Origin of the sequence: Streptomyces brevispora (assembly GCF_007829885.1) — a bacterium.
Lineage (GTDB): Bacteria > Actinomycetota > Actinomycetes > Streptomycetales > Streptomycetaceae > Streptomyces > Streptomyces brevispora.
In genome coordinates, this window is sequence record NZ_VIWW01000001.1 from 2,366,168 (window position 1) to 2,378,665 (window position 12,498).

The 12,498-nt window shown below is 68.9% G+C and carries 13 protein-coding genes and 1 pseudogene; 8 read left to right on the forward strand and 6 right to left on the reverse strand.

The features are described 5' to 3' along the window. Positions 1-184: 184 nt before the first annotated feature. The gene (locus tag FHX80_RS10815) at positions 185-1,747 is read left to right on the forward strand and encodes a N,N-dimethylformamidase beta subunit family domain-containing protein (RefSeq protein WP_244318208.1); all 1,563 of its coding nucleotides are present in this window, start codon (positions 185-187) and stop codon (positions 1,745-1,747) included. Between the two features lie 633 nt (positions 1,748-2,380). Here the strand turns inward: FHX80_RS10815 and FHX80_RS10820 are convergent. The 3 genes from FHX80_RS10820 to FHX80_RS10830 all read right to left on the reverse strand — a co-directional run bounded on the left by FHX80_RS10820 (position 2,381) and on the right by FHX80_RS10830 (position 4,497). Further along, positions 2,381-2,875: an ATP-binding protein gene (locus FHX80_RS10820; protein WP_145764008.1), complete on the reverse strand. Its 495-nt coding sequence runs from the start codon at positions 2,873-2,875 to the stop codon at positions 2,381-2,383. 238 nt (positions 2,876-3,113) lie between these two features. After that, the gene (locus FHX80_RS10825; protein ID WP_145764009.1) at positions 3,114-3,938 is read right to left on the reverse strand and encodes a hypothetical protein; all 825 of its coding nucleotides are present in this window, start codon (positions 3,936-3,938) and stop codon (positions 3,114-3,116) included. Between the two features lie 58 nt (positions 3,939-3,996). After that, on the reverse strand, positions 3,997-4,497 hold the full coding sequence (locus FHX80_RS10830; protein WP_145764010.1) for a hypothetical protein: 501 nt from the start codon (positions 4,495-4,497) through the stop codon (positions 3,997-3,999). 915 nt (positions 4,498-5,412) lie between these two features. Between FHX80_RS10830 and FHX80_RS10835 the strand changes: the two genes are divergently transcribed. Together FHX80_RS10835 and FHX80_RS10840 are read left to right on the forward strand one after the other, a co-directional pair. Beyond that, positions 5,413-6,252 (forward strand): helix-turn-helix domain-containing protein, encoded by an 840-nt coding sequence (locus tag FHX80_RS10835; protein WP_145764011.1) that lies wholly within the window; start codon positions 5,413-5,415, stop codon positions 6,250-6,252. Positions 6,253-6,269: 17 nt separating this feature from the next. After that, positions 6,270-6,455 carry a DUF397 domain-containing protein gene (locus FHX80_RS10840; protein WP_145764012.1) on the forward strand — a complete coding sequence of 62 codons (186 nt, stop codon included), beginning with the start codon at positions 6,270-6,272 and terminating at the stop codon, positions 6,453-6,455. Between the two features lie 108 nt (positions 6,456-6,563). On the opposite strand, the gene FHX80_RS10845 is transcribed toward FHX80_RS10840, so the two are convergent. From FHX80_RS10845 to FHX80_RS35145, 3 genes and pseudogenes are all read right to left on the reverse strand, one after another. Continuing rightward, positions 6,564-7,193: a DUF7008 domain-containing protein gene (locus FHX80_RS10845; RefSeq protein WP_208764622.1), complete on the reverse strand. Its 630-nt coding sequence runs from the start codon at positions 7,191-7,193 to the stop codon at positions 6,564-6,566. Positions 7,194-8,049: 856 nt separating this feature from the next. Then, positions 8,050-8,622 (reverse strand): hypothetical protein, encoded by a 573-nt coding sequence (locus FHX80_RS35140; protein WP_208764623.1) that lies wholly within the window; start codon positions 8,620-8,622, stop codon positions 8,050-8,052. 85 nt (positions 8,623-8,707) lie between these two features. After that, positions 8,708-8,953 (reverse strand): annotated as a pseudogene (locus FHX80_RS35145) (nuclease-related domain-containing protein); the annotation flags it as partial. 508 nt (positions 8,954-9,461) lie between these two features. Between FHX80_RS35145 and FHX80_RS10855 the strand changes: the two are divergent. The 5 genes from FHX80_RS10855 (at position 9,462) to FHX80_RS36750 (ending at position 12,196) form a co-directional block, all read left to right on the forward strand. Next, complete coding sequence (locus tag FHX80_RS10855; protein WP_244318209.1) at positions 9,462-10,133, forward strand: hypothetical protein; 672 nt, start codon at positions 9,462-9,464, stop codon at positions 10,131-10,133. After that, positions 10,130-10,786, forward strand: a complete 657-nt coding sequence (locus tag FHX80_RS10860) for a Fic family protein (RefSeq protein WP_244318210.1) — start codon at positions 10,130-10,132, stop codon at positions 10,784-10,786. Before FHX80_RS10855 ends, FHX80_RS10860 begins: the two co-directional genes overlap by 4 nt. Continuing rightward, positions 10,783-11,181, forward strand: a complete 399-nt coding sequence (locus tag FHX80_RS10865) for a DUF5958 family protein (RefSeq protein WP_145764013.1) — start codon at positions 10,783-10,785, stop codon at positions 11,179-11,181. Before FHX80_RS10860 ends, FHX80_RS10865 begins: the two co-directional genes overlap by 4 nt. Positions 11,182-11,396: 215 nt before the next feature. After that, positions 11,397-11,981, forward strand: a complete 585-nt coding sequence (locus FHX80_RS10870; protein ID WP_145764014.1) for a hypothetical protein — start codon at positions 11,397-11,399, stop codon at positions 11,979-11,981. A 32-nt stretch (positions 11,982-12,013) separates the two neighbouring features. Continuing rightward, on the forward strand, positions 12,014-12,196 hold the full coding sequence (locus FHX80_RS36750) for a DUF4265 domain-containing protein (RefSeq protein WP_425281681.1): 183 nt from the start codon (positions 12,014-12,016) through the stop codon (positions 12,194-12,196). The last annotated feature ends 302 nt before the right edge of the window (positions 12,197-12,498 follow it).

Consider the following 12,498-nt stretch of genomic DNA (forward strand, 5'->3'; position numbering starts at 1 on the left):
CCTTTCCCGTCCCGCCGGAGATCGTTCCCCACCGCTGCGCGAACGCTCGAACCCGGGCGGTCGACGCACCGGACGGCCGCGGGACCGGCCGCGCCTCCGGCCCCTCCCTGGTGGCCGGAGGCGCGGTGCTCGACCACGATGGCGGCAAGAGCACGCGAGGCCTCCGACACGTGGGACGGTTCCGATGGATGTTCCGACGGACGCGGAGCGAGAACGCCCCGGGGGCGGCGGTGACGGCGCGGGCCTGGACCGCAGGCGGTTCCTCGGGGCGACCGCGGCGGCCGGCGTCTGGGCCGCGGGCACGATGCTGGCGGGCTGCGACACGCCGTCCGACGGCGACCCGGGTACGCCGCCCGGCCCGTCCGAGGCTTCCCGTCCGGGCGACTCCGGCTGGCGCATCCGTTCGGCGGGTCCGCCCGAGGCCGCGCTCGGCTACACCGACAAGGTGAGCGTCCTGCCGGGCGAGGACTTCGGGCTGTACGTGTCCACCACCGCGCCGGGGTTCCGTGTCTCGGCGTACCGGATGGGCTGGTACGAAGGCGCGCAGGCCCGCCTGGTCTGGCGCTCCGGCAGGGTGGCCGGGCGCATCCAGGAAGATCCGGCTCTGGCTCCCGGCACGCGCACGGTACGGGCGGACTGGAAGCGCACGGTCCTCGTGCACACCGACGGCTGGCCGGAGGGTGCCTACCTGCTCCGCCTCGACGCGGAGAACGGTCACCAGCGATACGTCCCCCTGATCGTTCGCTCGGCGACCGCCAGTGGGAAGACCCTGCTGATCCATGCGCCGGCGACCTGGCAGGCGTACAACCTGTGGGGCGGCTACAGCCTCTACGAGGGCGCCGGCGCGTCGTACGGGACGCGTGCCCTGGCCGTCTCCTTCGCCCGGCCCTACGACAGCAACGGGGCCGAGAAGTTCCTGGTGTACGAGCGGGCCGTGGTCGTCCTCGCGGAGCGGCTGGGCCTACCGCTGGCGTACACCACCGGCCTCGACATCCACCGCGACCCGGCGGTGCTGCGGGGCGCCGTGTCCGCGGTCACGCTCGGCCACGACGAGTACTGGACACCCCAACAGCGGGCGTCCATGACCCGGGCCCGCGACACCGGCACCAACCTGGCCTTCCTCGGCGCCAACACCTGCTTCCGCCGGATCAGGATCGAGGACGGGGACCGCACCGTGGTCTGCTACAAGACCGACTACCGCCACGATCCCCTGTATCCCCGCCACGGCGCCCTGGTGACCACCGACTTCCGCCAGGTACCCGATCCCGACCCGGAATCGTCCTTGACGGGAGTCCTCTACGAGGGCTATCCCACAGACGCCCCCTATGTCGTCCGCAACGCCGGTCACTGGCTCTTCGCGGGCACCGGAGTGAAGCAGGGCGACTCCTTCCCCCACCTCGTCGGCGTCGAATACGACCGTGTCACCCCGGGAGCACTTCCGGACGCGGCGATCGAGATCGTCGCCCACTCCGCCCTGGTCTGCAACGGCAGACGAAGCCACTCCGATTCGGCGTACTACACGGTGCCGAGCGGGGCCGGCGTCTTCGCGTCCGGGACGATGCGGTGGGTCGAGGGCCTCATGGCCGGGACGGAGGAGAACGGGCGTAACCACGGCATGGACGCACGCACCGGAGCCTTCGTGACCCGCACCACCGAGAACCTGCTCCTGGCCTTCGCGGAGGGCCCGGCCGCGAAGGCCAGGCCGGCACCCCGCGACAACGTGCGCGAGGTCTACGGCTCGGCGTGAGACGGACGCGCATGCGCCGGCCGCCCGGCCGGAGCCACGCCGCGACCGTGGTCCACGAGGAGGGTGTGCCACGGTGCGACACCTCGTGGCGGAGGAAGCGGGCCACCGCCGCACACTTCGCGGCAGAGTCCCGGGTGCGCGTGGGGCAGGACAGCCGCGGTGAGCTGTACAAGGCGGTGCGCCGGAACGATCTGCCTCGGTCCCGTGCGGGCTGTTGCCTTCGGCCTGGGCGATCCAGCGGTGACGACTCCGGTCGCGGCGTCGGCGAAGGCTTCGACAGTTCGATCTTGAAGTCGCCGGCGTGGACGTCCTCCTTGATGTCGAGGACGTCCCTCAGCACGATGTCGCGGCCCCTGGCCATCAGCCGCTCCCGCTCCCCGCACATCCGGCCCGGCCGCCCCAGCCGGGTGCTCGGCGGAGCCGACCGGTCACCCGTGTCCGTACCGCCGCACAACGCCTCCATCCTGCCAGCTCCGTACGGGAACGAGGACGGACTGCGGAGGTCAGGATCCTGCACGCCGCCGAGCGGCTGCCAGACGCTGTACGAGGATGTCCCGCGAGGTGTGGTTCAGCCCGCCCGCCGTCAGTTCGTACGCCCAGGGGCACGGCTCGGCCGCCCCAGTCACGACGGCGTCACGAAGACCCCCGAAGCGCGCGATCCGCTCCGCTACCGTCACGTTGCTCTGCCGTCGCCGTGGCCACCACGGCCCAGACCGTCTTCCCCGGTGCCCCCTCGCGGTCGGTCACGCCCCACTCCTGGCACAGCGCCGCGACCAGCACCAGCCCGCGCCCCGCCACCTCATCGCCCGCGGGCAGGACCGCCCGCACGGCCGGCCTGCGCTCCCCCCGGGTGTCGCTGACCTCCACCCGCAGCCGCTCACCGCTCATCCGGACCATCCGCAGCCGGGCGTCCCGGCCGGGGCCCAGCCCGTGCGTGACGGCGTTCGCGGCCAGTTCGCCGACGATCAGGCTCACCGTGTCGTTCACCTCGGAGCCGTACCGGTGGCCCCACTCGTGGACGCGGTGCGAGGCCAGTCGCCGCGCGAGGCGGGCGCCGCGCGCGGTGGAGGAGAAGCGCAGTTCGAAGGTGTCGCCGGTGCGCGGCGCGGGGAGGTCGGTCGTCGTCATGCCCAGGAGTTTCGCGACGAACAACCCGCTCCCACCAGGGGTAACACCCGTACAGGCAGATCCTGTCGGGGGGTGGGGTCATGGCTGTCGGGTCGCGCGGGCCGTACTGTGATTCTTCGGGCCGGCGCGGCGTACCGGCGGGCGCGACGTACGCAATAGCCGGCATCGGCCGGTCCGCGAGGCCCACCACGATCTCGCAGCTGTCCTGGTGGGCCTGCGAGGAGCCACTTCCGTACCGTCAGAAGCGGTTGATCTCGTAGATCTTCTGGCCCGAGGACGAGTAGACCTGTGCATGGTCGGCGGTGTCGAAGGCGACCTTGTAGGTGGCTTGATTCGGGCTCTGCGTCACGACGAGTGTGTAGCGGTCATCGGCGTCCGGCGTGCTGGAGATGGTGCACGTCATCGGGCCACCGATGTCCAGCGGGGCGCCGTTGTTGTAGTAGAAACCAGAACATCTGCCGTCCTCGCCGAAGACCTTCGGGCTGGAGGAGTCGGAGGTCTTCCAGTTGCCGACCATGGCCGCCGAACCGGCCTTTCCCTCGTCGCCACCGGACGAAGCGGTGAGCGCCCGGATACCGAAGACGAGTGCGGCAAGCACCAAGGCGACCGCGAGGACTGTAAGCAGCGGATTCCGCGCAGCGCGGTTGACTACCTTGTTGTTGGCTTTGATGTTGCCGAACACGGTACCCGTGATGGCCGCTCCACCAGCCTGCACGCTACTTGAGGGCACACCGGTCGCCGCAGTGGTGTCCCCGCCGCTCGCCTGCGACGAAACTATGGCCTCCAGAGCCGCCGCGAACCGGGGGTCATGGTCCGCCGCGTCCTGGAGGGCGGTCTCGGCACGCGTACGCGCCGAAGGGGTGGCGTCGCCGTTCTGCTGCGACTCGGACACCAGCCGCTGGATGGCCGGGTCCGTGCCCAACTTGGCTTCCACGAGATCCCACAGCCGCTGTGCGGTCAGCTCCAGCGCGCGGTCCGTGATCCCGTTGAGCTCCGTCCCCGCTCTTCGCGCCTTTCCCGCTGCCCACGCGATCAGCATTCCGACCACGACTTCCATGCCCATGTGTTGTCCTTCTGCCAGTGATCGAGATGACGCCGGTGACACGTAGAAACGCGGACCGCTACTCCGCTGCGGCGGTGTAGGCGCAGTCCTTGTCGTACAGAGTCCCGGCCGGCTTGAAGGCGGAGTCCTTGCTGACGACACCGCACTCGACGTTGTCCACCGTCACGCTGATGGACTTCCACGGCTCGGGGTCGCCGAATCCGTCGGGGCTGTTCGGAGTGATCTCTGTTTCGAACAGGCCCTGCGTGGTGATCGCCCCTTTCGCATCCCCGTACACGCGCGTGGTGACGGACTCCAGGTCTCCGTTGCAGAGGCTCATGCCGTCCGCCCCGACGGAAACGGCCTGCTGGGAGGCCTCCGGCCAGGTGAATCCCTTGACCGTTCGGGGGGTCAGCTCCGTGGTGATCGACACCTCGGCACGTTGCACGCTGTCACCCGGTACGAAGGCGGCGCACTGCTCCTCCATGCCCGGCGGTGTGACACCGGCCTCGTAGATGACGTGTGGCGCGATGGTGATCTTGAGCGTCGCCTGGTAGCCGTCGTGATCCGTGATGTTCAAGACCAACTCCCGCCCCGCGGCCGGGGCCGGTGCAGCGGACGACGTCGAGGGCGAAGGTGACACTGGTGGAGCGACAGGCGTTGCCTCGACCCCCGTGGAAGACGGCTCGTGCGTGCCGCTTGCGCTGTCGGTCGCCTCCCGCGCCGAACCGCAGGCCGCGACGGGCACCAGGCAGGCGAACAGAGCTCCGGCAGCCAGCCGGGTTCTGGGCATGTGGGACCCCCATGTCTGAGTCGTTGGAGGAGAAGCGAGAAACGGAGATGCGCAGGCGCTAACGTCAACAACATTGACAATGAACGGAGTTCGGTGATGTGTGGCGCCTGTGGTGCTGCTGAAAGCTAGCACCTGGACGCAACGGTTGATGTGGGTTCCGGGGTGTTTGCCAGGAACCCGATCGCCCGGCGTCTCAGCGCCGGTTCGCTGCCGCCGTCGGACGGATCCCCTCACTGAGTTCGTTTCATGCTGACGCTGCCGGTCAGGGGGTTGGTGTGGCGGGCGGAGGACAGCCACACCGAGGTCGCCTCGGGGTCCGCGCTCCAGCCACATGACCTGGCGGCGGACCCCGTCCCCAAATGTCTCGTGCCGGGCGACCCACCCCCAGGGACCGACGCCCCTGCGGTGAGCGCTTGTCAGAGGTTCAGAGGTGGGGGCAACGGCCGGCTGGTACGTCGAGCCGCCCCTGCTCCTGCGCCGGCGTACGGAGCAGCTGACCGGGGTTCGCCCTCCGGGCTCGACGCCCGCCCCACCGACCGCCTGACCCCTCCCCCGCCACGCGCCCCTCGCGCCTGCGCGTCGCGCATACCGGCGGCCTACCCCGTAACCCACATGACGGACGTTCACACGGAACTCGCCCTCCAGCCCCCCGGACGGCTCTAGCCTCGTGCCACTGCCTGCTGACCGAAGGAGCCCTGGACCATGGACGTTGCGGCGGCCGATGCCGTGGAGAGTGCGGCGGAGCCGGGCAGCGGGTTCCTGCGCTGCTTCGGCCGCCAGATGAAGCTGCTGCGCGAGGCCGCGGGGCTCACGCAGACGGAGTTGGGCTTACTCATCGGGTACAGCGAGGCGCAGATCGCCGCGGTGGAACAGGGGCGGCGTATCCCGAAGCCGGCGATGATCGACGCGGTGGATCTGGCCGTCGGCGGACGGGGCGTGCTGGTGGCGATGAAGGGGGAGGTGGAGCGGGCCCGGTATCCGTCGTTCTTCCGTCAGTACGTGCAGCTGGAGGCGGAGGCCACGCAGCTCCACGCGTACGAGAACCATGTGGTGAAGGGCCTGTTGCAGACGGAGGAGTACGCGCGAGCGGTCTTCGAGATGTGGCGTCCGCTGCTCGACTCCGACACCGTCGAGCAGCGCGTTTCTGCTCGGATGGACCGCCAGAAGCTCTTCTCCCGGCGCCCGGCACCGCTCCTGAGCTTCGTCATCGAGGAAACCGCCCTACGACGTCCTCTCGGCGGACGGGCCGTATTACGCGGCCAGTTGGAACAGCTACTGCTGTTCGGACACGAGCGGAACATCGAGATCCAGGTCATGCCGACCGACCGCGAAGAGCACGCCGGGCTGGCAGGGGCGTTCACGTTGCTCCACATCGGCGATCAGCGCAGGATGGCGTACGCAGAGGTGCAGGCCGAAAGTGCACTGCACGCGGAACCGAAGAAGGTCGGCGCGTACGAATCGACCTACGGCGTCCTCCGGGCCCAGGCATTGACGCCGAGGGAGTCGCTGGCCTTCATCGAGAGGCTGTTGGGAGAGCAATGAGCAAGGAAGCACCGGCGATGAGCACAGACAAGCGGGTCTGGTTCAAGAGCAGCTACAGCGCGGGGAACGGGGGCGACTGCGTGGAGATCGCAACTGTGCACGCATCTGTGTACATCCGCGACTCCAAGCAGGCTGACGGGCCGGTCCTCAGCGTGGGAAGCGCCGGGTGGGCGCAGTTCGTGCGGATGGCCGCGCGCGGCTGACGCGACTCTTGGCGTATGTGGGCGGGTCCGGTTTCCGGTCCCGCCCACATGTACGTGTACGGGCCTACTCCGCGGCCTTCTTCCGGCCGCCCCGCTTCTTCTCTGGCGCTACGCGCGCAGGTCGGACTCGGACAGGTGGCGTTCGGTGCGGCCCAGGTTGAGGGTGCTCTGGAACTCCTCGGCCGGGTTGCCGTCCCACTCGGCGTCGAACTCGTCGTACCACTGGTGCACCCAGGGCATGGCCTCCTGAAGACCGGCGAGGAGCGGCACGAAGCGGGGGTCTTCCTTCGGCCAGCCGTCCTTCTCCCCCCGGTCGTGGACGAGGTTGGCCAGGGCCTCGGCCTGCTCCCGATGGTTCCAGCCGGCCCAACCGAGGAGGAGGGAGTGGTCGTTGTCGGTGGATGCGTCCGGGTAGGAGATGAACCGCTCCTTGGGGACGTCGAGCTTGCCTCGGTTCGACCAGTAGGAGTGCTTGAGGAAGTCGGCGCCCGAGTACTTCGGCGGGACCGCGATATCGAGCCGCAGCCCGTTGCGGTCCTCCTCTCGCCGCTGCTCCCAGACCTGCTCCCACTGCGCGCGCTTGCGGAGGCCGGTCTCCTTGTAGCGCAGGACGCTGAGGTACGGGACGTGCTCGGGCTCGATGACGGTGGCGAGCACGGTCGCCAGGGAGGCGTCCCGCTTGCCGAGGTGATCGGCGGCGTAGAGGGCCGCGACGGATGGAGGGGCGTCCCCCCGCACCGTGCCGGGCCCGCAGCTCGGTCGCCAGCTCCTCGGCCGTCATGACCCTGCGCTGTTCGGCCAGGATCGTCACCAGCTCGTCGCGGACACGGCCGAGCCACGGCAGGAGCGCCCACTGCTCGATCGCGGCGAGCTGGTTCTTGGAAACGGTGGTCTGGCTGACACCGAGCGCCTTCGCGATGGCCGACTGGGCGGGCCACGGCTCCAGCAGCTCGGCATCCGGAAGCTGGAGAGTGGCACGCACGACGTCGGGGCGCGGCTTGGTGCGGTGGTTGCCCTGCGCCGGAGTGAGCCGGGACGCCAGCGTGTCCACCGACTCCAGCGCGACCTCGGGGGCGTCCGCGGCAACCGGGGCGGGCGCCTTGGGCGCGGGCTTCCTGCGCAGGTCGTGCGTCCACTGACGGTGGCGCAACCCTGACCGCGCAGCCTGGAGCCGAGACTGACCGGGTCCTGATCGGCGGGCGAGCGGAATCCACCGGCGTACTCGATCTCCAGGACGGTACGGCCGGTGGCTCCGTGCGCCGCACGAGCAGCGCACGTGCGGTGGCTCCGGTGCCGAGCACTCGGGTGACCGTCCAGGTGTCGTCCAGCGGCTGACCGGGCTGCACGGTCAACGGATCGGCGACCACACCCCCCGGCCGGTCGGCCGGTGCGGCGTCGGCCTCCGCGGCGTCCAGGAGACGCAGGAAGTCGTCGGGCGACGAGAGCCGCCCCTGCAGATCGGCGGCGGTCGCCCGGAAGACCACGTCGTCCAGGGCGGCCGACACGCTGTCCGCCGCCGCATACGGGTGCAGTCCGCCCTCGGCGGCCAGCCGGTCGACCAGGGCGCTGCGCCGGTCCGCGGGCGGGCGGCCGGTCAGCAGGAGATAGGCGAGGCTGCCCAGGCCGAAGACATCGAGGTCGACAGGGTCGGCGAACTCCTGATCCGTCTCGGGGCGAGATACACCTGGGCGATGTCCGCGATCAGGCCGCCGTCCAGCGGGGTGTCCCCGAGCGACCGGTGCAGTGACGTCTCGAAGTCGCGGGCAGCGGTCTGCCAGTCCGCAATACGCAGGACCGGATCGCTGCCGTCCTCCCGGGCACAGACGTACACCGAGCGGGCGGAGAGGGCACGGTGGTAGAGCGACGGGTTGTGGGCGTATCGCACGGCCTCGGCCAACTGCCGCACCAGATCCAGGCGGACCCGGCCGCCTTCCTGCACCAGACCGTCGTCGCGTACCGCGAGGCGGTCCTCCCAGCCGGGCCCCGCGTCCAGCGCACGCGGTTCCAGCCGCCAGCCGTCCCCGAAGCGGAGATGAGCCGTCGACTGGCTGACCCCGATGCGCTTCATCAGCTTTTCCAGCAGCCGGCTGTCCTGCGGGGTGACCCGCCGGCTCTCCCGCTCGGGCGGGAGCCCCAGCAGGCCGTCCCAGATGGCCCGGCAGACCACTCGTACCGTCGTTGCACCCGAACACCGCGGTGCGCTGGAACTCGTCCAACTCGCTGACCAGGTCCTCGTCATGCAGAAACACCGCGGGCTTGATGTACGGGATGCGCCTGGGATCCTCCTTCATGGCCCGGGCGGCACGCTCCAGCCGGCCCTTGAGTTCCTTCGCCTTGAGATCGGTGAGGTGCAACGGGTTCTTCAGCGTCCGCACCCGGTCGGCGTGGAACTGCCAGGTGTCCCCGTGATTCACCACCCGCCCCGGGTGTCCCTTCAGCTCCAGCAGATACAGGCCACCGGGCACCGCGATCAGCAGGTCGCACTCGTTGACCCGGCCGGAGTCCGCGGTGAACTGGAAGCGCCCACGCCCGGTACGGCTCGGCCCCCGGCATCAGCCGGCGCACTGGTCCAAGCCCTCCTGCTCCCACCGGAAGCCGGAACGGCGCGGCTGGTACCAGTGTTCGCGCGGCTCGGGAGGGCCCGGCTTCGGAGCGGGCGGACGCGGGGCTGACGTCACCGGGTAACCTCCTGAGGCTTGATGGGCGTGTGAATCCCCCCTGGAAGGGCCCTCGATCAGGCCGTACACGAGCGCGGCCAGGGCGGTCACGGACCCAGGAAACGCCAAGATCCCGCCCGATCAACCAGATCGGACGGGATCTTGTGAACTCCTCCTGAGCCAGCTCAGAAACAGTTGCTGCGGTGGGGTGTTCACGAGTGACTCTGACCAGGCGGGACAGAAGCGGTTGAAGATCGCTTCCCAGGTGACCGAAGATCGTTTCCCACTGATGAGGCGGCCACTCGATATCGAGTGGAGTCGGGGCGGCTACGCAAGGCAGAGTGGGACGGTGAGTGAACTGTGGGCACACACCCTGGCGTGGGCAGATGTGGATCCGGCTCGACATCCGTTCGAGATGGACGACGAGGCGGCGGAGGAGTTGGCGAGCCTTGTCGCGCCCTTGCTGCCCAGTGCTGAAGTCGCTCGCGAGGATCGCTGGCGTTCGCTGGATCCCGTCACCGAGTTCCTGGCGGGCCGGTACGGCCGATGGGCCTGCGGATGGAACTGGTCGGTCGGCGAGGGTGACGTCGACGGAGGCGTCGTAGAGGTCTGGTGCTGTTCATCCGACTCCGTGACAACCCCGGATGCGACTGCCCCGCTGGTCGTCGAGGCTCTTCAGGAGTGGCGTGGCTGGCTGGATGACCTGACGGAGCGGTTCGCGGCCCTGGCCCCGTCGGGGAACACCCCGGCGTCTACAGCGGACCTCTGGTACTGGGAGCGGGCGTGCACGCGCTTGGTCACCGTGGTAGCTGGCCGCACCCAGGCCGAGAGTGGCTGGTACGGGCACTGCATGCAGGTCCTCCGATGGTTCCTCGCCTACAACGGCATCAACGAGGGCCAGGCCGAAGAGATCGTCAAGACCGCGGTCGGCGGCCAGTTCGGCAGTTGGATTGCCCCTGACGTTCCGGTGGTCGACGCAGTGAGTTCGCGGTTCGCCAGAGGCGTGGGCGGCATCAGATGACTTCCGGGCCCGGCCAACCGAAGGACAGCCTCGCCGACTGGCTGCTCATCCGGCCGGAGATCTCCTGGCCATCCTGGCGCGGCGTACGCCCCATCACTGAAGCACCGGCCCGCGACGGCTTCCGGAACTTCTTCATGGCAACGCGAGGCGGCCGTGACAGCGAGGGAGCCGCGCGGGTCCTGACCGCTCTCGACTTGGCCTTCGCCGACACGGAGCAGGGCAGGCCGCTGACCTTTGCCCTCATGACGAAGTGGCAGCGGACCGTGCTGGGCCACGACATCGTCGGCTTCCGCACGATGCCGGCCTTCGCGAAGGGCTGCCAGGAGCGTTACGGCCTCGCATCCGATACGCGGGCGCGATTCGAGCGCTGCCTGTCCGAGAGCGCTCAACCTGATCTCCCCCTCCCGTCACGCGCAACCCGGACCTACCTAGACATCCTCTTCTTCCATCCGTTCGAGGACGGCAACGCCCGCGCGGCCATGCTGGCGTTGGCCTTCGTCCTGGCCCGCGAAGGCGTCCTCCTCGACCAGGTTCACCCACTGCAGACCACCCGCTGGGCCGATGACGCGGAAGGCGCGGCCGATCTGGCGGTGCTCCTCGGAATCCTGATCACCGCTGCGGAGCGACGTCCGTCCCACGGGAGGCAGTCATGAACGAACGCGACGTCCTGCTTAACGAGCTCGCGCAGGGGCTGCGCCCGATGCCCCAAGGCATCGAATGGTTCGACAGCCTCGGCCACGAAGAGCAGGCCGAGGTACTGCTCTTCCTGCGCCATCACTGCGTCCAGGCGCGTGCCGTTGCCGAGGACGCGCTGGAGAGCATCCGCCGTGCCGGGCTGCGCCCGACGCATACGCCCGCAGTGCTGATTTCACGAGGCCGGATCGACGAGCAACTGGGAAAGATCGCCAGCCTCACACCTCTCGACGAACGCGGCAAGGCGTTTAGGCTACTGATCGCGGTGCTCGCGATTGCCGACGCGCGGCGGCTTGAGCGCTTCTGCTCCGACGGCTGCAGTCACTGGTGGCACCATCTGTCTGCTGCTGACTGACTGCTCACAGTCTGCTTCCTTTCTCACGCCTCACCTCGACGAGCCCATGGCCATACTCTGCTGCTGTCGAACCATGAAGGAGACGTATGAGGCCCTCTCCCGGCGTGGGAGTTCACCCTGACCTTCCCGGCACTCTCGTTCACTTCACGGGACGCCCACGAAGCAGCGATGACCATCCCCCGGCTCATGCGCATGGGACTGCCGAGGATCGGCTGGTGGGCATCCTCCGTGAGGGGAAGATCCGCGGGAGTGTGCCGTACCGCCAGAGCCAGGCTGTGGTCTGCCTGGGCGAGCCCTCCGATGCCGCTCGTCGAGTCCTGCTTCGCGACGGAATTGGCCCGCGCGGGCCGTACGAGCCGTGGGCGCTTCTACTCGACCGCGAGGCCCTCATAGCCGCTGGTGCCCGGCCCGTTCTCTATCTCTCGGACGAGGAGTTGCTCGCGACTGATGGAATGCCAGCCCGATTCCGTGGCCGGCGAGTGCGCTACGAACCCGGCTCCGCAGATTGGCTGCACGAGCGCGAATGGCGGCTTACGTTCAACGACGACGAAACTCCCGACTTCGTACTCACAGCCGATGCCGTCGCGGGCGTCATCGTCGGCGAACAGGGTTGGATGCCTCCGAGCAACTTCGATGAGCAACCCCTTCCCCACGAGCTCTTCAACTATCCAGAGGCTCTCGATTCGAAGCCACGATGGTGGTGGGACGGCAAGGATCTCGTGGAAGACGGAACATTCGCACTTCGCGAGCGGTATGAGTACGAGAAGTGGTTCCTCCTCGATTTCATGGGCCTCATCTGAACGGTGATCGTCCCCTGTGGATGATGGTGTTTGTGACGAGCATCAGTGGCGACCATGTGAAGGTCCACTTCCGGATGGATGTGGACGAGGACGGCTGGCCGCCGGCGAGCGTCGAGAGCCTGTGGGCGGTGGACCTCGGTGACGGCACGGTGCGTTTGGACAACACTCCCTGGTTCGTACGTGGAGTCGCCAGCGACGACATCGTCCGGGTTTAGATCGACGATGAGGGCGTCCGCTGGGCTGGCGAGACGGTCCGATCCTCAGAGAACTGCACGATCCGGCTGATCGTGTTGAAGGACGGCGGCTCGGCTGGTGGCACTGGGAGGAAGGGTGCGTCACCGCTGCTTGGAGGTCAACGGCCACGGACTGAGCGGCTGCGCGTGCTGCTGGCGGTCCGCCGAGGTCTCTGTCAGTGGCGCCGTGCATGATCGGGCGCATGACACATGGTTCCCGGGATGCCCTTCGCTCTCTCGCCTTGCAGCATCTGTCGCCTGAGGTTGCCGAGAAGTGGCTCGGT

Excerpts from the sequence above, each read along its gene's own strand:
- FHX80_RS10815 (WP_244318208.1), top strand. The coding sequence starts at position 185 with ATGGATGTTCCGACGGACGCGGAGCGAGAACGCCCCGGGGGCGGCGGT.
- FHX80_RS10820 (WP_145764008.1), bottom strand. The coding sequence starts at position 2,875 with ATGACGACGACCGACCTCCCCGCGCCGCGCACCGGCGACACCTTCGAA.
- FHX80_RS10825 (WP_145764009.1), bottom strand. The coding sequence starts at position 3,938 with ATGGGCATGGAAGTCGTGGTCGGAATGCTGATCGCGTGGGCAGCGGGA.
- FHX80_RS10835 (WP_145764011.1), top strand. The coding sequence starts at position 5,413 with ATGGACGTTGCGGCGGCCGATGCCGTGGAGAGTGCGGCGGAGCCGGGC.
- FHX80_RS10840 (WP_145764012.1), top strand. The coding sequence starts at position 6,270 with ATGAGCACAGACAAGCGGGTCTGGTTCAAGAGCAGCTACAGCGCGGGG.
- FHX80_RS10860 (WP_244318210.1), top strand. The coding sequence starts at position 10,130 with ATGACTTCCGGGCCCGGCCAACCGAAGGACAGCCTCGCCGACTGGCTG.
- FHX80_RS10865 (WP_145764013.1), top strand. The coding sequence starts at position 10,783 with ATGAACGAACGCGACGTCCTGCTTAACGAGCTCGCGCAGGGGCTGCGC.